The organism is Amycolatopsis sp. NPDC058278 (genome assembly GCF_042881395.1).
Lineage (GTDB): Bacteria > Actinomycetota > Actinomycetes > Mycobacteriales > Pseudonocardiaceae > Amycolatopsis.
This window is the reverse complement of record NZ_JBHVXZ010000028.1, coordinates 74,473-96,997: the sequence shown is the minus strand read 5'-3', so window position 1 is coordinate 96,997 and position 22,525 is coordinate 74,473. Positions and strand designations below refer to the sequence as shown.

The window sequence follows — 22,525 nt, the reverse complement described above, 5'->3', positions numbered from 1 at the left end:
TCATCGCTGAGAACCAGCTCAACCTTGGACCGTCCACGACCCGCCATCACCGCATCCTACAAATAGATAGCGGACTTCAGGCGCAGGACACTAGCAGAGGAACTGTAACCCGCTGGTTAAGAGTCCCATCTGCCCATGTCGGATGGTGTCGAGTGATGCCAGGCAAGGTCGTTTTCCTCGGTCGCCGAGCTGCGGCGCGAGCGACCTGACACGGCTGGTGATGTCGTGGATGCCCGCCGTGTCGTGGCAGGCTTTGTCGACTGGGCGCGCCAGAGTGGGCACCTGATTCGGGTCATGCCGGTATACAGCCGGGCTCTCGTCGCTGTGGGTCCCAGCCGGACAGTCAACCAGACTCAGAACGCTGCGCGCGTGCTGTTTTCGCCGGCGGTCGCTGCGCGTCTGGCTGTCGTCCTAGTGCCGTGCTTCCCCAGCGGGACGGGCCACCCACGGCCGAACCACGGCGGTGATCCGCAGGTGACTGCGGGCCACCTAAGTCTCTTCTGCGGACTTCGCCGAGGCCTTCTTAAAAAGGAATCTGTACACAAAGACCGTAAGAGCGCCGAGAGTCTTTGCGACAGCTTTCACGCGTGGGCCAGCTCGCCGGTATGTCCCTGCAGAGATGGCCAAGGACAGCAGCGAGATCCCGGCCGTGATGAAGGTCAGCCATACGGCGCGCTGGTCATGCTCAGAAGTCGCCTCCCGTGCGGCGGTCGTTACGGCCGTTCGCGCTTCACGAGTGAAGTGCTCGCGATGATGGGACGTGGATTCGATCTTGCCGACGTCCGCCGCCGAGTACCCGTGAGGTGTACTGGGCCGGGCCGATATCGTCGCGGCCGGTCAGCGCGGCGGACTGTCCGACCACCTTGTGGCCTGGGCTGGAAGCTGGCGGGGTTGAACTTGCGCGTTCCCGCGGCGCGGGAACTGCTGCAACGTCAACAACTCCCGTCGGCTGGGTAATCTGTGACTATTGTTAACCGCGCGAGCGACCCGAGCCGTGATCCCCTCGCGTAACGCCTTGTTGTTGGCAGCCGACTTACCGAGACGAGTACCCGCGAGTAAGGGCACCACCATGAGCTCCGAGGTCCTGCTGGCCGCGCTGCTATCGGTCTGGCGGACCGACGTTTGCAGTGTCGCCATCCCCACGTTGGTGACGGTGGACGAAGCTGTCGGAGCCATCGCGGCTGCTCGTATGTGGAGAGAGAGGGAGACGAGTGGCGCAGACGCGAGAGGGCATTCGGTCCGTCAAAATCGACAGTCTGAACCTCTGGGCAGCCGACGACGGCACCATCCACCTGACTACTGATGACCCGGATGTCAAGGACGGCTTCCACACGTATATCAACAACAACCCGAGGTCCAAGCGCTACCACCCATCGGCATACGCGCAGTTCGCCCGCATCCTCCTGCGCTACGGCAAGACAGTGCCGGGCTACGAGTTGCCCGCGGGCGATGCGGATGCATGATCCGCCTGTGGCCCCAGATGATGCTCGTGCGCCAGCCGGGCAGTACCGAAGGGATCGCATCGGATACTCGCCGCGGCGGGTCGTGGGCTGTCGAACTCACGAATAGTGACAGTTCGTGCAGCTGAAGGTCTCTGCCACCACCCCTTCTAGGGACGGACATCGTGAACTGGTCAGCTGTCAACCCAGCCATTCTCCCCCTGATTGGAGTCACGCTTGGTGTCGGTGGTTCGATCGCCGTGCAGTATTTGGTCACGCGGACGACCAAACAGCAGGCTACAGCCAAACGCGTCGCCGACCTGCGATGGGAGCGTAAGGAGGCAATTCGCGAGTTCCTGGACGCGGTCCAATCGGTGGAGCGTCTGGCGGAATGCCGGCATATGTACGGAAATCTCGACGACGGGCCTGAACTTCTCACTCACCGAATGTGGTTTCTTCAGAAGTGCATCGACATCGTTGGAACGCCGCGCTTGCGGCAGGCGGCCCTCGATTACGCATCGCGGCTGCATGACGCCGTTTATGGAGAAATGCCGGAAGGGCAGAACGTTTGGGAGTTCATGGGTGAACGCCGCCATCCGTTCCTCGAGGCCGCTCGGCGGGAACTTGACGTTCCTGAATTTGACCGGTCGTTGCTGGCGCAGTAGCACTTGTGGCGGGCGATCGGCCCGACGACGAACTCGACCTCGCTGCCAGCGCCTTTGGCTGCCGCAGCCAACAACTCGTCCCGCACTGACGCCACCGCGTCAGGTAGCTCAATCTCCATGACGCTAAAGTCGCGGCCCACGCGCCACCCGCTACACCTCCGTCCGGAGACAATCTGGGCGAGTGTGTGCGCTGGTGAAGTCGTTCCTGAAATCCGCGGTTCTGACTAAACTCGGGCGTCGGGAGGAGGCACTGACCGGGACACCGCAAGGCGGGATCTTGTCGCCGCTGCTCCGCGTTGCCTCAACGACGAGGCTCTGCCACTACACGTGCGGGTTGCCGGTGCACTGACTCTGCTGTTCGGCCTGTCGATCACCAAGATCGTACAGCTCCGCCGGGATCACGTCCGCATCGAGGGTGGCGCGGTATCGCTGCATGTCGACGGACACCTCCTGGCGATCCCACCAAAGCTGGGCAGGCTCTTGACGCGGCTGGCCACACAGCCCACGAGCGAACACGCGCGCTCAGCCGGCTGTCGGGCGTATCACCTTTGCTCTGCCCCGGTACGGCCGCTCACCGTCCAGCCTTGCCCGCCACGCTAGACCGCCACCTGCGCGAGCACGACATCCCCGTCCTCTCCGCGCGCAATACCGCGCGGCTCGCGCTCACCGCCGAGCTGCCGGCGGCCGTGCTCGCCAGCCTGACCGGCATCGAGGTCACCACCGCGGACGCGTGGAACAAGCGAGTTGGACACGACTGGGCTTCTCGTAGCCGTGGAGCTTGCGGCTGAGCTTGCCGAGGTCCTCGGTGCCGAAGTCGAACTCGAGGAAGAATTCGAGCTGATGGTCGTCTTCGCGCCACCGGCCGTAGGCGTCGGGACCCACCATGTCACCGAACAGGCGTCCGCACCGGAGTTCGGACCACCACGCGGTCCGCGACCTTCGAGCCCCGGGACATCGGCCCAGCGCGACCAGGGCGGTGAAGAAGCCGTTGACGCCGACCGTGTGGGCCAGACGCAGGGAGTGCGCGATCCCGATCGCGTCTTCGTGTCGGTAGCCGATCGACTTGGGGTCAAGCCCGTCCTCGTAGGCGAGGGCGACCGCGCCGGCGATGTCGAGCACGTAGTGCATCGGGGCGGTGCCGGTCGTGACGAACGGCTGGAACCGGTCGACGACCCGCCACTTGAACAGGTCAAGTAGCCGGTGGTTGGCCGCGCGCATGCTCGGGTAGCAGAGCTCGACGATCTGCTGGCTCGTGAAGACCTTGTGCTCGTACAGCATCCGGGCCAGCCACCGGTCGCGGTGGGTCAGCCGCCCGGCGAGCTGGGCGTGGTGCTCGCCGGTGGTAGCAGCTCGCGGCGTGGGGCGCTGGGGCATGTGCCCGCGCAACGCCCGCTGAGGAGTGGGGTTCGAAATCATCGGAGGACCTCCGGTTTTAGGCGGCGCGGCGGGGATCGGCGGTGGGCGCTGCGGCTCCGGGCGTGATGGGCTCGATCTCGGCGACTGGTGGCCGGGTGTTGATCCGGGCTGCTTTGCGGATCGCCCTGGCACGGCCGGGGACCGCGGGCCGCAGCTTTTCGGTCACCGCGGTGAACGGCGGTGCTTCCTCGCCGCCGAGGACCAGGCGGGCGGCGACGTGGAAGGCGCCCAGGTTGGACAGGTCATGCTCACTCAGCCGCGGCATGGTGTGGCGTGCCAGACGCTTCGCATCCTCAGGGGACGCGTTGAAGAAGATCTTCGATCGGGCGTTCGTGCTGATGCCCTCTTCGAGTTCCTTCGGGAGCTGGCCGAGGTACTGGTGGGCCAAGGTCATCGACAGGCGATATCCGCGAGCCTCGGCGAGCATGTCTTCCAGCGGGTACGCCAGGTTCAGGAAGTTGTGGCACTCGTCGACGTAGAGCCCGCAGTCGCGCCGCTGACGCTGCGGGACGCGGGCCCGGCGGGTGGCGGCTTGCCAGGTCCGGGCGACAACGATCGAGCCGACCAGCCGCGCCGTTTCCATCCCCAGCGCGTCGCGGGCGATCCGAACCAGGCAGATACCGCCGGTGTTGAGCACCTCGTCCATGTCCACCGTGGACTTCCCGCCGGCGATCGCCGCGCGGACGAACGGACGCAGCAGGAAGCCGCGGACCTTGTTCATCAACGGCGCGATGACCTGCGCCCGGCTCGCTTCGGACAGAGCGTCGTACCAGGACCAGAACCCGCGCAGCACCTCATCGTCGATCTGGTCGCAGGCCCGCTGCCGGAACGCCGGGACCGCGAGGAGCTTCGGCAGGTCGGCCAGGGTCGGCGTGCCGGGCATCGCGGTCAGGGTGAGCAGTCCGGCGCGCAGGATGTCATCGGTGCGCGGGCCCCACGAGGAGGTGTAGATCCGGGAGAAGATGCTGACGAGGTTGTCGACCGCGCGGGCCTTGTCCACGCCCTCCAGGGGGTTGAGCACCGGTGGCCGGGCGCGGGAGTCGGCGTCGAAGAGCACGACCTTCTCACCGAGCTCCTCGGGGATGCGCATCAGCAGGTCCGACACGAGGTCGCCCTTCGGGTCGACGACGACCACGCCGCGGCCGGCCTCCGCGTCGTTGAGGATCAGGCGGGCCATCAGCTCCGACTTGCCGGATCCGGTCGCGCCGAGGATGTGCAGGTGATGCCGCGCGTCGGCGACGTGCAGGCCGACCGGCCGGGAGTGCCCGGAGTCCGACAAGCCGAGAGGCTTGATCAAGTCACCGGTCGTGGGGATGCCGGGCGGCGGCGGTACGGCTTTCGCGCCGGCGCGCTGGAGGCCGGGCGTGGCTTCGTCGATCGGCAGGTGTGCGAGCGCGGCCAGCTCCGGGATCGAGAGCAGGTCGCCCTTGCCGAACCGGCGTTCGGCCAGTACCTGGACGGGGGCGCGGCGGAGCCGGACCCGGCGGAAGTAGTTGTGCTCGGAGAAGGCGGCGAACGCCGAGGCGATCGCGTGGCCGCGTCCCCGCAGCACCTCCCGGACCGCCTGGATTTCGGCGGTGGTCGCGTGCTCGGGGACCGTGGTGGTGACCGCGTATCGGATGCGGGTCTCGAACTGGTTCTGCCGCAGCTTCTCCACGACGGCACGGTCCTGCGCGGCGAATTCCAGGCTGGTCTGCCGATCCAGTCCCGGCGTTCGCGTGCTGGACGACGGCTTCGCGGTCTTGCCCGGCGTGACGACGTCCAGCAGCCGACCGACCAGGTTGACCGAGCTGCCCGCGTGCACCCGCCGCGCCGCGCGCCGTGCCTTGGTCACTCGGTGCCCGGCGACAGGACGGGCGAGGATCTGCACGCAGACCCGTTCGTGGGGACCGAGCCCGACCGGGGCGCCGAGCAGGGCCCGGATCGGGTCGGCGGGGTGCTCGGTGCGGATGGGGAGTGCTTCCGAGCGGGCCAGCCGCAGCTCGCCGCCGACCGCTTCGATTTGCCGGCCCGCCGCCGCGGCGGTGGGGATCGGGGGCTTGGCCGGCGTCGTGCGGGTGTGCGCGCCGGGCCAGGCCGCCTCGATGGCGCGCTCGACCATGCCCGGCGGCACCAGCCCAGGCACCCACAAGCGGATCTGCACGCCATCGTCGGTGAACGTCAACTCGAAAGCCAGGTGCGGTTGCCCGCCGAAGCGCCGCCGCCAGCCTGGCCGCAGCAGGCCGACCAGGTTGGACCACACGGTGATCGCGCCGGTTGGGTCGACGGTCGGCGGCGCCAGCACGGTGACCAACCGGGCGTCGGTGACCAGGCTCTCGTGGAAGCGACGGTGCCAGCGGCGCCGGGCGATCACCGCGGTTGTCGTCACGACCGCCAGTACCGGCCCGGCGATCGGACCCCAGGTGAAGAAGAGATCGCGGAGGTGCGCCAGCACGGTCTGAAACGCACCGAGCGGGTCGCGCAGGTAGTCGCCGACAGGTGAGGCGAGAGAGGTGGACAGGGCGAACGGCCAGGACATCAAGACCTCCGAACGTAAGTTGGAGCGCCGAATCAGGCAGCTCGCGGCTCGCCGCCTTGCTCAGGCCGGGTCTCCGCGGCGCGAGACTGGGGCGCACCGGAACGGGTGTTGTCGACGACCAGCCGCAGGCGCGTGCGGCGAGCGGAATGTGCGGCGTCGACTTCCGCCTGCCATTCGGAGAACCGGCGTCCAGCCAGGCGCTTGAGGTAGCTCGGAATGCGGTTCGCCGGCACGCCGACCAGCTGAGGGCCGAGGACCGCGAGGAGGTCGCTGGCTTCCTGCGAGGCCCACCCCGCCTCGACGATCGCCGCTTCGTTCGGGAACACATCGGCAACGCGGTCAACTGCCGGGTTCAGCGCGGCGTCCTGCTTGCCGCCGTACGAGTAGACCCACAGGAAGTTCGGCGGCGGATCAGGCTCGACGAGGGACCGGAATCGAGAAACCTCTTTGGTGTACGCGTAGAAATTCGTGCCCGGGCGAGTCCCGCAGATGTCCAGCCATGCCAGCAGGTAGTCGTCGGAGAAGAAGTCGCCGCTGTCGTGAATCCTGATCCATCCACCGCGGAACTTGGCCGCGCCGAGTTCGTCGACTATCGCGGTTCGCCAGCCGTCAGTTCGTCGAGGACGTACCTCAGGTTCGCCTAGTGCTTGGCACGGACGACGGACCAGGTGTACGTGCCGTGCTACTGGTAACCACGGATATTGGATGTTGCGGAATAGACCTGGCACACCTGGGAGCCATACGACGCCGCGCAGCGCCGCTTGCCACTCGCCGGCACTCGTGTACGTGTGCGCGTTTATGTTTACGGGCCGCGCCAGCTCGGCTGTGCCTTCGCTGACCGAGGATGGCGGGGTCGTGGCGAAGGCCGAATGAGCTCCTCGTGGATTGGTCTGAAGGCGCCGTCGACTAGGCAAGTCGCCATACGCTGCGGGAGGATGCAGAGTGTGGCAAGGTGGAAGCGGTGGGCTGTTACGCTCGTAGTGCTCGCGGCCGGGGCGGCGGCGACCATCTTGGCGTTGGGTTCCCCGACGGGGCTGGACTCGGTGGCCAAGGTCGGTGGCCTGATCGTCGGATTGACGCCTCTCATATTGGGATTAATCTACTGGGCGCGTCGATCGCCGCATAGGCCGCAGGTGGCGTCGTCTCCGGCGCAGGTTAGTGCGGCTCAGCGGCAACTGTGCGACCTGGTGTTGGCCCAGTGGCGGACAGAAATTGTCGTTCGACAGCTGGACGATCCTGCCCCGCTCGCGGTGCGATGGCGGCTCACGGAACTCGATGTCAATGGTGACGTCGAACAGGTCGCTCGCCCGAAACTGCTCAGGTACTTGATTGGCCAAGGCACTCGTCGGTTCGAAGGCCGTACCGATCGCATCAGCGAGATGGCATCGGAGTTCCGCAAGCTCCCGAGGCGCCGGCTGGTGATTCTGGGTGATCCCGGCATGGGCAAGACCACGCTGGCCGTTTTGCTGCTCCGCGAACTCCTCATGTATCCCCATGGTGAGGAGCCAGTCCCCGTGTTCTTTTCGATGTCCGGTTGGGATCCCAGCGCCGAATCTCTCCATACATGGGTAGCGAGGCGGCTCACCGAGGACTACCCGGCATTGCGCGCTCCCGACTTCGGCCCAGACGCACCCCGAGCCCTGGTGAACCAGCGGCGGATCCTGCCGATCCTGGACGGCTTGGACGAGCTACCCGAACAAGCACGCCCCGCGATCCTCGACCAACTCAACGCAGCGGCCGCAGACCCGCTCATCCTCACCTGCCGCACGGCCGAATACGAAACAGCCCTCGCTGACCAAGGTCGCCGCGGCCTCACCAGCGCAGCTGTCATCGAACCGAACCAGCTGAAGGCGGCCGACGCCGCCGCCTACCTGGAACGCAACCTCCCACCAACGGTCACCAGCGGCTGGGCTGAGCTGTTGACGGCTCTCAGAGTCCATGAGCACAGTCCGATCAGCCAAGCGTTATCTAGCCCGCTGACGCTGTGGCTGCTCCGCAAGGTCTACGTCGAACCCCGCGCCGACCCCGCCGCCCTATGCGACACCAGCCGCTTTGCCACCGCCGATGCGCTCACCGAGCACCTGCTCGACCACCTAGTTGAAGCACTCATCACAGCCAACCCACCCCGGCCGGACACCGATGATGAGCACCCGTTCGTGCCCCGGCACACCTGGGAACCATCCGACGCTAAGACCTGGCTCGCCTTCCTTGCCCACCATCTGAATATGATCAACAGCCGCGATCTGGCCTGGTGGCAACTCAGCCTCGCCGTACCCCGGCCAATCAAAGCGGTCATTGCGCTCGGAATCGGGCTCGCGCTCATGTGTGCGTTTATGTTCAGCTTCGGACTTGTGCTCGGCTCTGCATTTGGATTTACGTTTGGGCCTGCGTTCGTACTTGTGGGAGGGGTTGCATTCGCTATCTTGGGTCGATCGTCGATCACGGAACCGGCGTACGCCGATCTGCGACTTCGAGGTCGGATGCGCTTACTGTGGCGAAAGCTTACACTTTGGTCCAGCATCCGGGCAGGGCTCCTGTTCGGGCTCGTGGTCGGGTTCCTGTTTGGGCTCATAGTCGGGTTCGATTCTGGGCTCGTTGACGGTCTTGCGGCTGGGTTGGTAGGCGGGCTCGCGTTCGGGCTCATATTCGGGCTCGCGTTCGGGTTCGTTTTATGGGCAAAGACTCCGTTGGTAAACGACGGTCCGCAGACCCCCACTGTCACCTTTCGCCGTGACACTAAATTGTTGTATTTGTATTCGCTGGTGTTCGGTGTCGGGTTCGCGTTTGTCGGGCTAGTGTTCGGGCTCGGATTCGTATTCGAGTTCGAGCTGGCGGCCTTGGTCGGACTCGGGTTTGTGTTCGGGCTCGCGGCTGGCTTCGCCTTTGGCCTCGGTCAATCGAGCGGAAAGTACCTCGTGGCCATTGTGGTACTGCGCGCGAAAGGATGCCCAAGCCTGCGGTTACTGACGTTTCTCGACGACGCTCACCGAGTCGGAATACTCCGCGAAGCCGGGGCGGTGTATCAGTTCCGTCACGCCAAGTTACAAGACCGCCTCGCTGCGACATACACGATGCGCGCCTGACAGAAATACCAGCTGATCGACAAGGCAGATGAGTGATGCGGGGCAGGTGCCGGGCTCGGCCCGCGCGGACTACTGGCGTAGCACGCTTGCGCGCAGACCCCGGCGCTCGGGCAGGTGTTGTAGGTGCGGCCGTCGGCCAGTCGCCCGGCCCAGGCCGGCAGCGACCAGTTCCAGACACCGATCTGGCGCATCTCACTGTTCTGCGTCAGCAACCGGGCAGGACGGCGAGCCGCTGAAGTAGACATGGATATCCCCTCGGTGCAATGCGAAATGTCAGGCGGCGTCGAGTTCGACGAAGGTGGGTTCGACTTCCAATGAGGTTTCGGCGTACCCGGCGATTTCGGCGGGATTGGACGTCACCAGCTGATGCTCGGCCGGTGAGGCGATGGACTGGAACGCCACTCGCTGCGTGCCGGTGCTGAGCAGACCTTGGCCGCGGTCTGCGGACAGCAGAAACTGCCGTTCACCCATGGAGAGGTCGAAAACACGGGTTATTTCGTCGATTGCTTGGGAGGCTTGTCTCAGCAGGATCTGGGTCGCCGCGTTCGCGACGACAGCCTTTCCCAAGTCCGAGCCCAGGACATCCGCGGTGTCCTGGGTGGCCACAGTCAAGCCGGCCCAGTGCTTCCGGCTGGCCTTGGCCATCCGGAACAAGAACGCCGCACCAGCGGGTTCTTTCATCAGCAACCACGCCTCGTCGACCACGACCAGCCGAGGCTTGCGGATGGCCGGGTTGGAGACCTGCCGCCAGACCGCGTCGAGCGTCAGCAGCGTGCCGATCGGCTTGAGCTCGTCGGCGAGATCCCGCAGCGAGAACACCACCAGATGGCCCTCGGGCCGCGTGGTGGTCGGACCGGCGAACAGCCCGGAGAACGCGCCCGTGATGTACGGGGCGAGGCGCGCCGCGAGGTGGGCCCCGGCGGGATCGCCGGCCTCGGTGAGGACCTCGGCGAGGTCGGCGAGCAGCGGTGCCGGTCGGGTCCAGGTTCGTGGATCCGACGTGATGCCAGCGCGCTGGTAGGTCGCGGTGATCGCCCGGTCCAGCGCGGCCCGTTCGGTCGTGGCGAGCTCGCTGCCCAGCAGCACCGAGATGACGGTGTGCAGGAACAGGCTTCGCCGGATGAGTGCGTCGCGGGGAGCTGTCCGGCGTCCGTCCGGCCGGGTGTGGATCGGCAAGTCCATCGGGTTTAGTCGGACTTGTTCGGCGCCGAGGTGGACGTAGGTGCCGCCGACTGCGGCGGCCAGCCTGGCGTACTCGTCTTCCGGATCGATGACGTGGATCTCGATCCCCCGGTACAGGCTGCGCAGGAGTTCGAGCTTCACCAGGTACGACTTGCCGGCGCCGGACCGGCCGAGGATCACGCTGTTGTGGTTGTCGAGCGCGAACCGGTCGTGGTGCACCAACCCCTGGCTGCCGACGTTGAAGCCGTAGAGCACGCCGCTCGGTGCGCCGACCGAGGTCGGGTCCGGCGGCGGCAGGTCCGGTGAGGTGAACGGAAACGCCGCGGACAGCGCACTGGTGTCGAAGGTGCGGCGCATCCCCACCAGGTCCAAGCCCATCGGCAGGCTGGTGATCCAGCCCTGCAAGCTCCGATAGGTGGTGGGCTTGCAGTCCAACAGGAGCGATGCCGCCAGCGACCGGATTGCAGCGACCTCGTCGCCGAGCGTCTCCTCGGTCGCGGCGTGCACGGTGAGGTAGAGCCCGAGCCGGTAGAGCTTGCCCTCGCCGCGGGCGACTCGCGCGGACAGGTCGTAGGCGTCCTCGGTGGCTGCTTCGACCTGGGGGTCGATCAGCCGTCCCTTGTCGCTGGTGTGCCGGCGACCGGACTCCAGCTTCGACAGCTGCTTCTTCAGCCGGTTGGCCGCGGTGACGGGATCGATCGGCTCGATGTGCAGCGAGACGTCGACTCGTCCGGGATAAGTCAACAGGGGCTGCAGCCAGCCCGGGTGAACCTCGCGCGGGTAGCCGGTGACGCCGAACGACGCGACCCATTCGCCTCCGACTTCGAGCGCTCGGGGACGCACGGAGATGGCGTCCGGGGTGAACGCGCCGGCCTGCCCGACGGGCGCCTGCCTGTCTGCGGAGTTGCGGTGCTTGATCCTCGCCTTCATCGGTGGTCTCTCCTCGCGGCGTCGTCGTAGTCGTCGGGGTCTTCGTCGTCCTCCCACCCGGGCTCGGCAGCGCCGAACGCGTCTTCAGTGGCGAACGCAATGCGACCGAACGCGGTGTCGTTCCAGCTCTCGTCCGGGGCGGTGGTGATGACCTCGTCCGAACCGGCGAGATCGGAGTTCGGCGGGATCAAGCTGTCGGGATTGCACGCCGCGGCCAGGACCGCCGTGGCCTGACCGGCATCCAGCGGGGTGACCACGATCCCGGACGGCGAGAGCAGTTCCACCGCCTCACCCAGCCGACGCACCAAGCGCGCTTCGGCGGCACGTCGGGCTGCGTCGTCGATCGACGCAGCCTGCCTCGCAGCCCTGCGCCGCGCTGACAACGCGGCCAGCGGCGAGGCACCACCGAGCCCGTCGGTCGGGCCGCTGGTCCGCAGCGGCTCTCGCAGGATCAGCAGAACCTGGCGCCGCAGCAGGTCGGTGGCACGGCCAAGCTGGTCGAGGTACTCGGCGTGCTCACGCGCAGCCCGTTCCAGCGCGGGATGCGGCAGGCCGCCGGCTTGCTCGCGGAGTTCCGCGATCTGCCCCGACAGGTCCAGCCGTTCCGCCCGGACGAGCACCTGGACCGGCGCGGTCAGCGAGTGCAGGTACCGGCCGAAGGAGGTGACGAGCGCCTCCTGCTCGGCAGGCGTGCGCAGCCCGAAGTTGATCGTGGAGCAGACCGCGACCACGGCGGCGCCGTCCTTGCCGAGATCGATGACGCCGGCGTCGGTGATCCCTTCGGCGGGGAGCCGCAGCGCGGCCGGTGAGACCGCCGACGCCGAAGAACTCGTCGTGCTCGCGGTCTGCCCGATCCACTCGGGCGCGGGCCGGACGCCCTCCGGCGCGGCAACCCGGTGCTGCGGGCTCATCCGCTGGCACAGCGCCGCCAGCACGAGCCGGTCGAGGGAGATGCCGTCGCGCTGACCCAATGCGAGGAACGCGGCGGTCACGCCGATCGGTATGGCGACGATCAGGAACACCGCCAGGGGGAGGAACGCGCGAGTGACCGTGTACGTCCCGTACAGCACGATTCCGGTGACGGTCAAGATGAGCAGCTGCCGAGCGGTGAGCGGACCGATCACCCGGTCTTCGCGGTCGACGTCGGCGGGAATCCGGACGGGCTGGCTCATTACGCTTCACCTCCTGGAGCTGGTTTCGGCGCGCGGAACATCGGCGGCGGAACGGACTGGGTGCGCCGATGGGCATCACCGAGGCGGGGCTCCGGCGTCGCCTGCCGGAACGTCGGCGCGGCAGGTGCGGACGTCGGTTTGGCTAGGAGCGGTTGTGGGGCGGCCGGCGTCGCCGGACGGAACTGCAGCTGCGGCGGCACCGATGCCGTGCGGATCGGGCGAGCCGATGGCGATGTGGCGCCACGTCGACGCGGGCCGCCGGCGGCTTGAAAATGCGGAGTCGCCGACCGTGGCCTTCGTTGTGGCGTGGGCGAGACAGGCGTCGGCGCGGAACTGAATTCGGGCATGGTCGGTCCCTGGTTCGCCGGGATCACGGCCGGGTCGTGGGTGCTGTCTTGGGGCGAGGGCTGCAGGAACTGCGGCGCTTGCGAGGGCACCGACGGCCGCTGGGACGCGCGGGCACGCTCGGCGTCGTGGGCCGCCTTGAGCCGCCGGTTGATCACTTCGGGGGTGGGCGCAAAACGGGGCTGCGCCGGCCACGGAGGCTCGGCCGCCGCGCCGCCGCCGCGACCGGCGTTCTTCGTCGCACCGGCGACGCCGGCCTTGCCGAACGCACCGGTCTTACCGGCGACCATTCCGAAGGTTTTTGCCGCGATGTACGCGCGAGCCAACCCGCCGAGGAACGAGCGGCCGGAGCCGACCTTGACCGCCTTCAGCATCCAGAACGGAATCTTGAACAAGACGTAGAACAAGGCGATCGCGGCGATCAGCGTGCCGAGCGCGGACAGCGTCGAGCCGAACAGGTGCACGCCGCCGGACAGGAACGTCCGTACCGCGGTGATCAGCACCAGCGCCTGGGCGAACTGAACGCCTGTCGTCACGGTGATCGCCTTCCACCACCAGTGCGCCAGCGGCTCGGTGTGGGGCAGTCCGTGGCACATCAAGAAGAACGGCGCGCTGATGATCAGGACGAGGGTGATGACGATCCGGACGACGTAGACGACCAAGAGACCGAGGCCGAGCACCACCAGCACGAGCGCGACCAAGATGATGAAAAGCCCGCCGGTCTGGATGCCTTGGACGGCCTCCTGCAAGGTGTTGCCAAGCGAGGGCGCGTTGACTCCGTCGCCGAGGACACCCAGGGTTAGGCCGTTGGCCAGCCGGATGAGCTTGTCGGCGAAGAAGAGCGAGAGCGCCGAGGCGATGAACGCGATCGGGATGCGGGGCCCGATCTCCTTGATCGAGTAGCGCGTCTGGACGGTCTCGTGGCCCATCAGCAGGATGCCGCCGAGCAGGATGAGCAGTCCGTAGGCGGCGATCACGATCTCCCAGGAGCTGTTCCAGAGCTCGCCGATGCCGGGTAGGTCGCTGATCGTCGGCGTGGACAGCGCGGTGTGGCCGATCAGCTCGAGGATCGGATCCAGCGCGTCGTCGACGACACTGCGGAACGCCGAGTTGATGGCCTCGGTGATGCACGCGCCGACGTCGGTGATGCCGCAGTCCGAGTCGCTGTCACCGCCGCCGCCGGTGGCCGGCTGCTGCGGGTTCGTGCTCGGCGCCGGCGGTGTCGGCTGCGGAATGCAGTCCTCGCCCGTGCACGGCTTGCTCGGCGTTGTGGTCGGCGTCGGCGAGGTGCAGCCGAGCTGGCCGGGGAAGCTGCACGTCGTGGGCGTGGGCAGCGCGGTCGGAGGAGGCAGAGGCGGGGCCGCCGGCGGCTGCCGTGGCGCGGTCGGCGAGGCCCACGCGTTGACCGCGAGGACGCCGGCCACGAGCACGACGGTCAGCACCAGCAGCAAGCCCGCTCGCCGGCGCCGCCGTCGGATGGAGGCCTGCTGGCCGGCGTCGCTGACGGGGGCGAGCATCGGTCGATCCGCCGCGGCAGCGGTCTCGGGCTGGTTGCCGGACCGGCGGTACGGGCGAACCGTGGGCAGGGTGCTGACGGCCATCGGTCAGGCCCCCACGATCCCTTTGAGGATCTCCACGACCAGGGGCGCGAGCGCCGCCAAGCCGTAGCCCCACCCCGCGGACTTGAAAGCCGTCTTGGCCTTCTCGACCTCGCCGGGGTCGCCGCCGCCCATCACGTAGCGGACGCCGCCGATGGACAGGAACACCGTGGCGAGGCCGGCCAGGATGCCCATGATCCAGTTGCGTACGTTGTTCAGGACGTCGGTGACCGACCCGGCGAGGGCGACGACCATCGTGTCGGCGTGTCCCGCCGACGCCGAGGCCAGCAACGCGATGGCCGACAGCTCGACCACCAGCACCACGTGCGGCCACCGTCGGCGGCGAGCCGGAATCGAGTCGCCTGGCTTAATGATCGGAGCACTGGACGGCGTCGAACTCGCATCGGCGCTCTGGTCCGGCGACTGCGGGTCGCCGTCGAGACGAGCACTACGCAGCCCGCTCTCGGCATCGATCACGCGCATTGGGTCACCTCCGAAGTTCGGGCGGAGCGCGGGTTCGTCCCGCAGCCCTGAACTCCGGAATCCGCGTCCGTTTTGGACACGCGGCCCCGAACTTTCCGCTTCGCGTCGCCGTCTGCGGTGAACACGGAAGGTGACGACTGGGGCATCTCGTGAGCGCGCGAGGCCAGGGCCACCGCGGTAGCCACCTGGTCGACCAAGGGGTCGGTCGGATCGATCTCGACGGCGCCTTCGCGCAAGTACGCAGCGAGCCGGAGCTCAGCGCGTTTGCGTGCCTTGTAGACCGCCCACTCGCCGGCCTGGTGCCGCGCGGCCCACTCCGCGACCGACACCTCTTCCAACCGGGTCGCACCGATCAGCGCGGCCTCGGGCTCGGTCAGGACTCCGTCCGCGACGGCACGGGCGAGGACGAGGTCCGGGTGACCCCACGGCGCGTGCGGCGGCGTCGATCGGAATCCCGGCGCGACCGGAGTCGGACTCGCCAACGCCTCGGCGAGCGCGTCATAGCCGGACCGGTACGCGGCCCACCGCAGCCGCAACATGATCCGCGGCGGACGCAGATCGATGGTCGACAACGCCGCGAGGAAGCCACGCAGGACCTCGGCGTGAACGTCGGCCGGATCGCCGGCGAACCGGTTGGACAGGATGGCCGCGACGGACGTCAGCGCGGGCAGTGCGACGCCGACCGCGGCGACGGTCCAGGTCGCCCCTTCGGTCCGGGAGCGCAACACCAGGTGCGCCCAGACCGCATCCCGCGTCGCCTGCGGGCACCGCCGCGCCAGCAGCCGGTCGCGGACCTCGTCCAGCGGGATTTCTTCGTCCGGGAGGCCGGTGAACAACCTGCCGTTCAGGGAGAGTGGCTGCGGCCCCGTCACCAACAAGGTGAACGTGTCGCGGGCGATATCCAAGGAGTTCGGTGCTGCCTCGCTGCGACGGCGGCAAAAGGCGTTTTGTGTAGCCATGTCTTAGCTCCCACGGCGTCGATGCGAACAGGAACGACGTCATGAAGCCAGGCCTCGTACCACGAAAATACCAGTTCGCTGCTAGGCGTCTTCGGCAGATTTTTCGGCGGCTACTAGCGGTCTACTATCTGGTCCTGACCAGCTCGGTCGTCAAGATCAACATTCCGCTTGGAATTGAAGAGTTCAAACGGCGCGCTACGCCGTCTGACATGTCGTTATAGTTGGCTAATAGCACTGCGCTAGTAGCTCTTTCGGCGGTTTCCTTCCGCGTCAATCGGCATGCGAAAAGAAGTTCGATGGCGCATGTCCAAACTGCGGCCGAAATACGGAGTTGAGGGGTGTCAGAACGCATGGCGCCCACCGCTCGGAGGAAAACCGCGATGACCTCGTCACACCACGATGACCCGTCAGACTGCAGCTCGGACGAGCACGGCGTCTTCGACCCGCCGACCATCCCGATCCCGCATCCGCGGAGGCAGCGCACAAGGCACCGGGTCAACCTGCGCAATCCCCGCCCAGCTCGGCCGAGCACCGTCTGGCCGTGCGCTCAGGACGACGTCCTCGCGGGTACCGGACTGCTCGCCGGCTGGCTCCTCACCGCGATCATCAAGATCGTCACGACCTACACCCGGCCGGGCCAACGGGTGCTCCTCGTCGAGCCCGCGCCCTATCTCTCACCGTCTGCCTCGCGGCCGGCGCGTGGTCCCCGCGGCCGGTCTCTGCCCGGACCGTATGCCGGGTTGCACGAGGCAGGCTGGACCGTCGTCCGACTCGGTCGCTGCGTCCGGACGCAGACTGCTGTCGCCAACCCGGGGCCGGTTGGCGAACAGCACGGCGACGCACGGTCGGGTGGTCTGCCGTTGCGGTCGCCGGATGCTTGGGCATCACCACCGCGGGCACAACTACTACCGCTGCTGGCCGAAGAACAACAACCGCGGCCGACTGGACAAGTTCGCCGACCATCCCCAGACCGTGTACATGCGCGAGGACGCCATCCTCGCCGCCGTCAACCACGTGTATGCCGAGTACCTGTTCGGCCACCGCCGGATCGACCTGCTCACTCCGCAGCTGGATCAGGCCGACGATCGGGAACGCACCGAGCGCCGCGAGCGCCGGGCGCGGCTGGAGAAGCGAGCCGCGGACTTCGCGCGCAAGCAGAGCAACATCCTCAGCCAAGCCGAGGACGCCGACCCCACTGATCCGTTCACCCAGGGCCTGAAGGACCGGTACAACGCGCTCGGGGCCGAACGCCAGCTCGCGCTGGACCAGATCACCGAACTCGATCAGGACGACCAGCGATCACCGGCCACGGCCACCCGCGAGGACCTCGACGTCCTCGACCTCCTGCCGCACCTGGCGGTCAACCTTCACCGAGCGCCGGCCGAGCTCCAGGTCCGGCTCTACGAGCTCACCAAACTCCACGTCAGCATCGACCACGAAACGGACCACGCCATGATCGACATCACACTGCCCGGCGACAGGATCGAGGAGGTGGCCACAGCCGCAGCGGACGCGGAAGTCGTCCGGATGGCGAAGCCGCAGGTCGACGCTGGTGTGATTGCTGCGGGTGCCCCCGGTGAGATTCGAACTCACACTGGACGGGTTTTGAATCCGTTGCCTCTGCCAGTTGGGCTACGGGGGCGTGACGTCGTGACTCTACGGGATCACCGCACCCCACCCGCCTCCGGGTCGGCGTCCCAAGGCGACCCCAGTGTCACGCCCGCCACTACGTGGTGAACGCCATCTCTGCTTCTGGATCGTTCCCGGTAGGCTTCAGGTTCGCGGAACGCCGCGAGATGACACCGCCCAGCCGAGTCTTCAGGAGGACCCCGGTGACCGATCAGGCTACCGAGGCCAACGGTGCCGCCACCGTGCCGCAGCGTCGGGTGCTCGTTGCGGAGGATGAGGCTCTCATCCGGCTCGACCTCGTCGAAATGCTGCGTGAGGAGGGCTATGAGGTCGTCGGGGAGGCGGGGGATGGCGAGCAGGCCATCTCGCTGGCCACCGATCTGAAGCCCGATCTCGTGATCCTCGACGTCAAGATGCCCAAGCTGGACGGGATCGAAGCCGCCGCGAAGATCACCGGGGACCGGATTGCTCCCGTGGTCATCCTCACCGCCTTCAGCCAGCGGGACCTCGTCGAACGCGCGCGGGATGCCGGGACCATGGCCTACCTCGTCAAGCCCTTCGCCAAGCGGGACCTCGTGCCCGCCATCGAGCTCGCCGTCAGCCGGTTCTCCGAGCTGCAGGCCCTCGAGGCCGAGGTTGCCGGGCTCACCGACCGGCTCGAGACGCGGAAGGTCATCGACCGCGCCAAGGGTCTGCTCATGAGCCGGCAGGGGCTCACCGAGCCCGATGCCTTCCGGTGGATCCAGCGCACCGCCATGGACCGCCGGACCACCATGAAAGCCGTGGCCGAGGCCGTCGTCGAAAGCATCGGAAGCTAGCCGGACCGACGGCCGGCAGGCAGAATCACCGAGGTGAAACTCCGCCTGCTGGCCGTCGTCGTCCTCATCAGCGCAGCAGGCTGCCAGGCCGAACAGCCCAGCACGCCCGCACAGAAGACCTACGAGCTGCCGCCGCGCCCGGTCCGCCCCGACGAGACCGCCCTCGCGCTGCCGTCGGCCAAGAACGGTGACACCGAGTTCACCCTCATCGGCCTGGCCGCCGGGCTGCCCAGCATCACCGGGAGCCACACCGAGTTCCCCGCGAAGGGCCAGTTCGTGCGATTGCGGCTCGTCGTCACCAACACCGGCACCTCCAGCGTCCTGTTCGACACCAAGCGCCAGCTGCTCGTCGACGACCGGGGCGGCGCGCACCCGCCCGAAGAGCAGGCCATGACCATCAAGCGCCAGCCCGCCCAGTTCGACCTCGGGCACGGCGTGCGCGTCGAGTTCGACCTCTACTGGGACATCCCCAAGGACCGGAAGCCGATCACGCTCCGGGCCTTCGGCGGGCCGAGCATCACCGACATGAAGAACGTCACCGGCACCGACATCAAGCTGTGAAAAAGGGGCCCGGCACGCCAGTGCCGGGCCCCCGAAAAGCACATCAGACGCCCAGGTCGCCACCGAGGTAGGCGGCCCGGACCTGCGGGTCGTCCAGCAGGTCGGCCCCGCGGGCGCTCTTGACCACGCGGCCCGTCTCGAGCACGTACGCCCGGTCCGACAGCTTCAGCGCCTGCTGGGCGTTCTGCTCCACCAGCAGCACCGTCGTGCCGCGCTTGTTGATCTCCCGGATGATGTCGAAGATCTGCGCGATCAGCATCGGCGCCAGGCCCATCGACGGCTCGTCGAGCAGCAGCACCTTCGGCTTCGTCATCAGCGCGCGGCCGATGGCGATCATCTGCTGCTCGCCACCGGACATCGTGCCGCCGAACTGCGTCCGGCGCTCGTTGAGCCGGGGGAACAGCTCGTAGACCTCGTCGAGGTCGGCCTGGAGGTCGTCCTTGCGGGTGTAGGCACCCATCAGGAGGTTCTCCTGCACCGTCATGCCGGGGAACACGCCCCGGCCCTCGGGCGACTGGCCGATCCCGAGCAGCACGCGCTTGTGCCCCGGGGTCTTCGAGATGTCCTGGCCGTTGAACAGGATCTTGCCGCTGGTCAGCGGGCGCAGGCCCGAGATCGTCTTGAGCGTCGTGGTCTTGCCGGCGCCGTTGGCGCCGATCAGGGACACGATCTCGCCCTCGTCGACCTGGATGCTCATGCCCTTGAGGGCGGCGATCTTGCCGTAGTGGACGTTGATGTCCTGGACGTCAAGAAGCATCTTCGGCCACCCCCAGGTACGCCTCGATGACCTTCTGGTTGGTCTGCACTTCCTGAGGGAGCCCTTCCGCGATCTTCTGCCCGAAGTCCAGCACGGCCAGCCGGTCGCTGATGTGCATGACCAGGCCCATGTCGTGTTCGATGAGCAGCACGGTCCGGCCGTCGTCCCGGATCTTGCGGATCAGCGCCTGCAGGGCGTTCTTCTCCGCCGGGTTCATGCCCGCCGCGGGCTCGTCGAGCAGCAGCAGCTTCGGGTCGGTGGCCAGCGCCCGCGCGATCTCCAGCCGGCGCTGGTCGCCGTAGGAGAGGTTCTTCGCGGTCTCGTGCTCCACCTTGCCGATGCCGACGAAGTCGAGCAGCTCACGCGCCCGCTCGCGGCCGCGCTTCTCCTCCTTGCGGTGCCACGGCAGGCCGAGCACCGCACCGATCGCGCCGGTCTTGTGGTGCGCGTCCGCGCCGACCATGACGTTTTCGATCGCCGACATGTTGTGGAACAGCCGGATGTTCTGGAACGTCCGGGCGATGCCGCGCTTGGTGACCTGGAACCGCTTCATGCCGTCGATGCGGTCGCCGTCGAAGCGCACCTGGCCCTCGGTCGGCTGGTAGACGCCGGTGACCACGTTGAACACCGTGGTCTTGCCGGCGCCGTTCGGGCCGATGAGCGCGAAGATCTCGCCTTCGTTGATGGAGATGTTCACTTCGCGCAGGGCGGTGACACCGCCGAAGCGCATCGTGATGTTGTCGAATTCGAGCAAGGGAGTCACTTGGCCACCTCCGCCGCGGCTTCGGTGCCCGGTCCGGCCACTTCGCCACCGAGCGAGCCCATGCCGCCGGTGCCTTCCCGTAGCTCGGCTTTTCGTTGTCGTGAGGGCAGGATGCCTTCGGGTCGCAGCGCCATCATCAGCACCAGCACCGCACCGAACAGCAGGATGCGGTACTCCGCCGGGTCCTTGTCGCCGAGCAGGTGCCTCAGCCACTCGACGGACCGGAGGCGCTCGGGGATCCAGGCCACCAGGAAGGCGCCGAGGATGACGCCCGGCAGGTTGCCGGCGCCGCCCAGCACGACCGCGGCGAGGATCGTCGCGGACAGGATGAACGGGAAGTTGTCCGGAGCGATGAACACGGCCTTGCTGGCGTAGATGCCGCCCGCGAAGCCACCGATCATCGCGCCGATCGCGAAGGCGAGCAGCTTGAACTTGAACGTCGGCACGCCCATCAGCTCGGCGGCGTCCTCGTCCTCGCGGATCGCGGCCCACGCGCGCCCGACGCGGCTCTTCTGCAGCCGCACCGAGAACACGATCACCAGCACGATCGCGACCAGGATCAGGTAGTAGTACGGCGCCGGGTCGAGCAGGAACTCCATGCCGAAGATCGGCGACGGGTGCGGGATGTTGGTGATACCACGGGCGCCGCCGATGGAGTTGGTGTTGTTCGCGGTGATCCGGACGATCTCCCCGAACCCGAGCGTCACGATCGCCAGGTAGTCACCGCGCAGCCGCAGGGTCGGGGCGCCGAGGATGACGCCCGACACCGCGGCGAGCACGATCCCGACGAGGATCGTCGGCCACACGTTCCAGCCGAACTTCGTGCCGAAGATGGCGACCGTGTAGGCGCCGATCGCGAAGAACGCCACGAACCCGAGGTCCAGCATGCCGGCCAGGCCGACCACGATGTTCAGGCCGATCGCCAGCAGGATGTAGGTCCCGATCGGGAAGATCAGGACGCTCGTCCAGTCCGAGGCGGGCGACATGAACGAGCCGATCCAGGGAGCCGGGAGGATCAGCGCGAACACGATCAAGGCGATGTAGAGGAGGTAGCGCTGCCACATCGGCGCGTGCTGCCACCAGTCCCGCGCGCCGTTGACCGGCTGGAACGAGCGGCGAGTGTTTTCCTGGGTAGTCACACCGTCGCCTTTCATGCGCGAGCTCGCTGGAGGGATTCACCGAGAATGCCGGTGGGGCGGAACATGAGCACGAGCACGAGGACCACGAACGCGGTGACGTCCTTCCACTCGGAACCGAGGAAGATCGCGCTCCAGTTCTCGACCAGGCCGAGCACGATGCCGCCGAGGAGCGCGCCGCGCAGGTTGCCGATACCGCCGAGCACGGCCGCGGTGAACGCCTTGATCCCGAGCACGAAACCGACGCGGTAACCGGTGTTTTCGAGTTCCATCAGGTAAAGCGCGGAGGCCACACCGGCCATCGCGCCGCCCAGCAGGAAGGTGATCCGCACGATGCGGTCGATCGAGACGCCCATCAGCACGGCGGCCTCGGGGTCCTGGGCGGTGGCCCGGATGCCGCGGCCGATGCGGGTGCGCCGCACCAGTTGGTCCAGCACCACCATGACGATCACCGCGCCGATGATGACCAGGACCTGGTCGGTGCGGACGACGGCGTTGCCGACCGGGAACAGCGTGTCGCGGTCGACGAACCGCGGCGCGTTCTGCGGGACGCGGCCCGACTTGTCGAAGAAGTTGGGGATGATCACCAGCGCGAAGAGCTCCTGCAGGAAGATCGACGCGCCGATCGCGGAGATCAGGGCCGCGAGCTTCGACGAACCGCGCTTGCGCAGCGGCCGGTAGGCGACCTGCTCCAGCACGACCGCGGAACCGCCGGACACGACCGCGGAGGCGAGCATGAGCGCGAGCAGCAGCAGGATCATCGCGCCCAGGCCCACCACGATGTTGCCGGAGGTGGCGATGCTGGCCAGGATGAACAGGGACGTCATCGTCCCGATCATGAAGATTTCGGAGTGGGCGAAGTTGATCAGCCGCAGGACGCCGTAGACCATTGTGTAGCCGAGGGCGACGAGGGCGTAGATGGAGCCGAGAACCAGTCCGCCGATGGTGCTGCCGAGGAACTGGTCTTGCAGTGTCTGCAACATGACGTGAGCGCCTTACGAGACAGGGCGAGGACAGGGATACGGGCCGGGAGCGGGGGTGCTGTGGTCACCACAGCGCCCCCGCTCCCGT

At 67.4% G+C, this 22,525-nt stretch carries 20 protein-coding genes, 1 tRNA gene and 2 pseudogenes; 6 read left to right on the top strand and 17 right to left on the bottom strand.

Annotation, left to right across the window (positions count from 1 at the left end; all coding sequences use genetic code 11):
- The first annotated feature begins 1,211 nt into the window (after positions 1–1,211).
- Positions 1,212–1,463 carry a hypothetical protein gene (locus ACFVYA_RS17365; RefSeq protein WP_387046030.1) on the top strand — a complete coding sequence of 84 codons (252 nt, stop codon included), beginning with the start codon at positions 1,212–1,214 and terminating at the stop codon, positions 1,461–1,463.
- A 161-nt stretch (positions 1,464–1,624) separates the two neighbouring features.
- Entirely contained in the window at positions 1,625–2,104 is a 480-nt protein-coding gene (locus ACFVYA_RS17360; RefSeq protein WP_387046042.1) for a hypothetical protein, read from the top strand.
- 26 nt (positions 2,105–2,130) lie between these two features.
- Here the strand turns inward: ACFVYA_RS17360 and ACFVYA_RS17355 are convergent.
- From ACFVYA_RS17355 to ACFVYA_RS17335, 5 genes and pseudogenes are all read right to left on the bottom strand, one after another.
- A pseudogene (locus tag ACFVYA_RS17355) lies at positions 2,131–2,223 on the bottom strand (trypco2 family protein); the annotation flags it as partial.
- Positions 2,224–2,425: 202 nt separating this feature from the next.
- Positions 2,426–2,551, bottom strand: a complete 126-nt coding sequence (locus ACFVYA_RS17350) for a hypothetical protein (RefSeq protein WP_387046028.1) — start codon at positions 2,549–2,551, stop codon at positions 2,426–2,428.
- A gap of 267 nt (positions 2,552–2,818) precedes the next feature.
- On the bottom strand, positions 2,819–3,520 hold the full coding sequence (locus ACFVYA_RS17345; RefSeq protein WP_387046025.1) for a replication-relaxation family protein: 702 nt from the start codon (positions 3,518–3,520) through the stop codon (positions 2,819–2,821).
- A gap of 16 nt (positions 3,521–3,536) precedes the next feature.
- Positions 3,537–6,038 (bottom strand): type IV secretory system conjugative DNA transfer family protein, encoded by a 2,502-nt coding sequence (locus ACFVYA_RS17340; RefSeq protein WP_387046023.1) that lies wholly within the window; start codon positions 6,036–6,038, stop codon positions 3,537–3,539.
- Between the two features lie 32 nt (positions 6,039–6,070).
- Positions 6,071–6,766 (bottom strand): hypothetical protein, encoded by a 696-nt coding sequence (locus ACFVYA_RS17335; RefSeq protein ID WP_387046021.1) that lies wholly within the window; start codon positions 6,764–6,766, stop codon positions 6,071–6,073.
- Positions 6,767–7,018: 252 nt separating this feature from the next.
- Here ACFVYA_RS17335 and ACFVYA_RS17330 point away from each other — a divergent pair, with 252 nt between their 5' ends.
- Positions 7,019–9,121 (top strand): NACHT domain-containing protein, encoded by a 2,103-nt coding sequence (locus ACFVYA_RS17330; protein ID WP_387046019.1) that lies wholly within the window; start codon positions 7,019–7,021, stop codon positions 9,119–9,121.
- Here the strand turns inward: ACFVYA_RS17330 and ACFVYA_RS17325 are convergent.
- From ACFVYA_RS17325 to ACFVYA_RS17300, 6 genes are all read right to left on the bottom strand, one after another.
- A complete protein-coding gene (locus ACFVYA_RS17325; RefSeq protein ID WP_387046017.1) occupies positions 9,070–9,366 on the bottom strand; it encodes a hypothetical protein in 297 nt (98 codons plus the stop codon). The two genes, ACFVYA_RS17330 and ACFVYA_RS17325, sit on opposite strands and share 52 nt — an antisense overlap.
- 28 nt (positions 9,367–9,394) lie before the next feature.
- Entirely contained in the window at positions 9,395–11,233 is a 1,839-nt protein-coding gene (locus ACFVYA_RS17320; RefSeq protein WP_387046015.1) for a VirB4 family type IV secretion system protein, read from the bottom strand.
- Positions 11,230–12,405 (bottom strand): PrgI family protein, encoded by a 1,176-nt coding sequence (locus ACFVYA_RS17315; RefSeq protein ID WP_387046013.1) that lies wholly within the window; start codon positions 12,403–12,405, stop codon positions 11,230–11,232. Before ACFVYA_RS17315 ends, ACFVYA_RS17320 begins: the two co-directional genes overlap by 4 nt.
- Entirely contained in the window at positions 12,405–14,267 is a 1,863-nt protein-coding gene (locus tag ACFVYA_RS17310) for a hypothetical protein (RefSeq protein WP_387046011.1), read from the bottom strand. The genes ACFVYA_RS17315 and ACFVYA_RS17310 overlap by 1 nt, the downstream gene beginning before the upstream one ends.
- Positions 14,268–14,354: 87 nt before the next feature.
- Entirely contained in the window at positions 14,355–14,603 is a 249-nt protein-coding gene (locus ACFVYA_RS17305; protein WP_328458865.1) for a pilin, read from the bottom strand.
- A gap of 218 nt (positions 14,604–14,821) precedes the next feature.
- Positions 14,822–15,703 carry a hypothetical protein gene (locus ACFVYA_RS17300; protein WP_387046009.1) on the bottom strand — a complete coding sequence of 294 codons (882 nt, stop codon included), beginning with the start codon at positions 15,701–15,703 and terminating at the stop codon, positions 14,822–14,824.
- A 486-nt stretch (positions 15,704–16,189) separates the two neighbouring features.
- Here ACFVYA_RS17300 and ACFVYA_RS17295 point away from each other — a divergent pair.
- A pseudogene (locus tag ACFVYA_RS17295) lies at positions 16,190–16,789 on the top strand (hypothetical protein); the annotation flags it as partial.
- A gap of 300 nt (positions 16,790–17,089) precedes the next feature.
- Here the strand turns inward: ACFVYA_RS17295 and ACFVYA_RS17290 are convergent.
- The gene (locus ACFVYA_RS17290) at positions 17,090–17,383 is read right to left on the bottom strand and encodes a hypothetical protein (protein ID WP_387046006.1); all 294 of its coding nucleotides are present in this window, start codon (positions 17,381–17,383) and stop codon (positions 17,090–17,092) included.
- Positions 17,359–17,432, bottom strand: a tRNA-Leu gene (locus ACFVYA_RS17285). The genes ACFVYA_RS17290 and ACFVYA_RS17285 overlap by 25 nt, the downstream gene beginning before the upstream one ends.
- Positions 17,433–17,622: 190 nt before the next feature.
- On the opposite strand from ACFVYA_RS17285, the gene ACFVYA_RS17280 reads away from it, so the two are divergent.
- Entirely contained in the window at positions 17,623–18,237 is a 615-nt protein-coding gene (locus ACFVYA_RS17280) for an ANTAR domain-containing response regulator (protein WP_013227937.1), read from the top strand.
- A gap of 33 nt (positions 18,238–18,270) precedes the next feature.
- Entirely contained in the window at positions 18,271–18,798 is a 528-nt protein-coding gene (locus ACFVYA_RS17275; RefSeq protein WP_387046003.1) for a DUF4352 domain-containing protein, read from the top strand.
- Between the two features lie 43 nt (positions 18,799–18,841).
- Here ACFVYA_RS17275 and ACFVYA_RS17270 read toward each other — a convergent pair whose 3' ends face one another.
- The 4 genes from ACFVYA_RS17270 to ACFVYA_RS17255 are packed head-to-tail and all read right to left on the bottom strand — an operon-like array spanning position 18,842 to position 22,437.
- The gene (locus ACFVYA_RS17270) at positions 18,842–19,555 is read right to left on the bottom strand and encodes an ABC transporter ATP-binding protein (protein ID WP_285993381.1); all 714 of its coding nucleotides are present in this window, start codon (positions 19,553–19,555) and stop codon (positions 18,842–18,844) included.
- Entirely contained in the window at positions 19,545–20,318 is a 774-nt protein-coding gene (locus ACFVYA_RS17265) for an ABC transporter ATP-binding protein (protein WP_325150639.1), read from the bottom strand. Before ACFVYA_RS17265 ends, ACFVYA_RS17270 begins: the two co-directional genes overlap by 11 nt.
- Positions 20,315–21,472 carry a branched-chain amino acid ABC transporter permease gene (locus ACFVYA_RS17260; RefSeq protein ID WP_387046000.1) on the bottom strand — a complete coding sequence of 386 codons (1,158 nt, stop codon included), beginning with the start codon at positions 21,470–21,472 and terminating at the stop codon, positions 20,315–20,317. The genes ACFVYA_RS17265 and ACFVYA_RS17260 overlap by 4 nt, the downstream gene beginning before the upstream one ends.
- Positions 21,469–22,437, bottom strand: coding sequence for a branched-chain amino acid ABC transporter permease (locus ACFVYA_RS17255; protein ID WP_387045997.1), 969 nt, complete (start codon positions 22,435–22,437; stop codon positions 21,469–21,471). The genes ACFVYA_RS17260 and ACFVYA_RS17255 overlap by 4 nt, the downstream gene beginning before the upstream one ends.
- Positions 22,438–22,525: the final 88 nt, after the last annotated feature.

Bases quoted from the DNA above. Each gene is read 5' to 3' on its own strand.
- ACFVYA_RS17260 (WP_387046000.1), bottom strand. From the start codon at position 21,472: ATGAAAGGCGACGGTGTGACTACCCAGGAAAACACTCGCCGCTCGTTC.
- ACFVYA_RS17270 (WP_285993381.1), bottom strand. From the start codon at position 19,555: ATGCTTCTTGACGTCCAGGACATCAACGTCCACTACGGCAAGATCGCC.
- ACFVYA_RS17310 (WP_387046011.1), bottom strand. From the start codon at position 14,267: ATGCTCGCCCCCGTCAGCGACGCCGGCCAGCAGGCCTCCATCCGACGG.
- ACFVYA_RS17345 (WP_387046025.1), bottom strand. From the start codon at position 3,520: ATGATTTCGAACCCCACTCCTCAGCGGGCGTTGCGCGGGCACATGCCC.
- ACFVYA_RS17315 (WP_387046013.1), bottom strand. From the start codon at position 12,405: ATGAGCCAGCCCGTCCGGATTCCCGCCGACGTCGACCGCGAAGACCGG.
- ACFVYA_RS17320 (WP_387046015.1), bottom strand. From the start codon at position 11,233: ATGAAGGCGAGGATCAAGCACCGCAACTCCGCAGACAGGCAGGCGCCC.
- ACFVYA_RS17255 (WP_387045997.1), bottom strand. From the start codon at position 22,437: ATGTTGCAGACACTGCAAGACCAGTTCCTCGGCAGCACCATCGGCGGA.
- ACFVYA_RS17325 (WP_387046017.1), bottom strand. From the start codon at position 9,366: ATGTCTACTTCAGCGGCTCGCCGTCCTGCCCGGTTGCTGACGCAGAAC.
- ACFVYA_RS17340 (WP_387046023.1), bottom strand. From the start codon at position 6,038: ATGTCCTGGCCGTTCGCCCTGTCCACCTCTCTCGCCTCACCTGTCGGC.
- ACFVYA_RS17305 (WP_328458865.1), bottom strand. From the start codon at position 14,603: ATGGTCGTCGCCCTCGCCGGGTCGGTCACCGACGTCCTGAACAACGTA.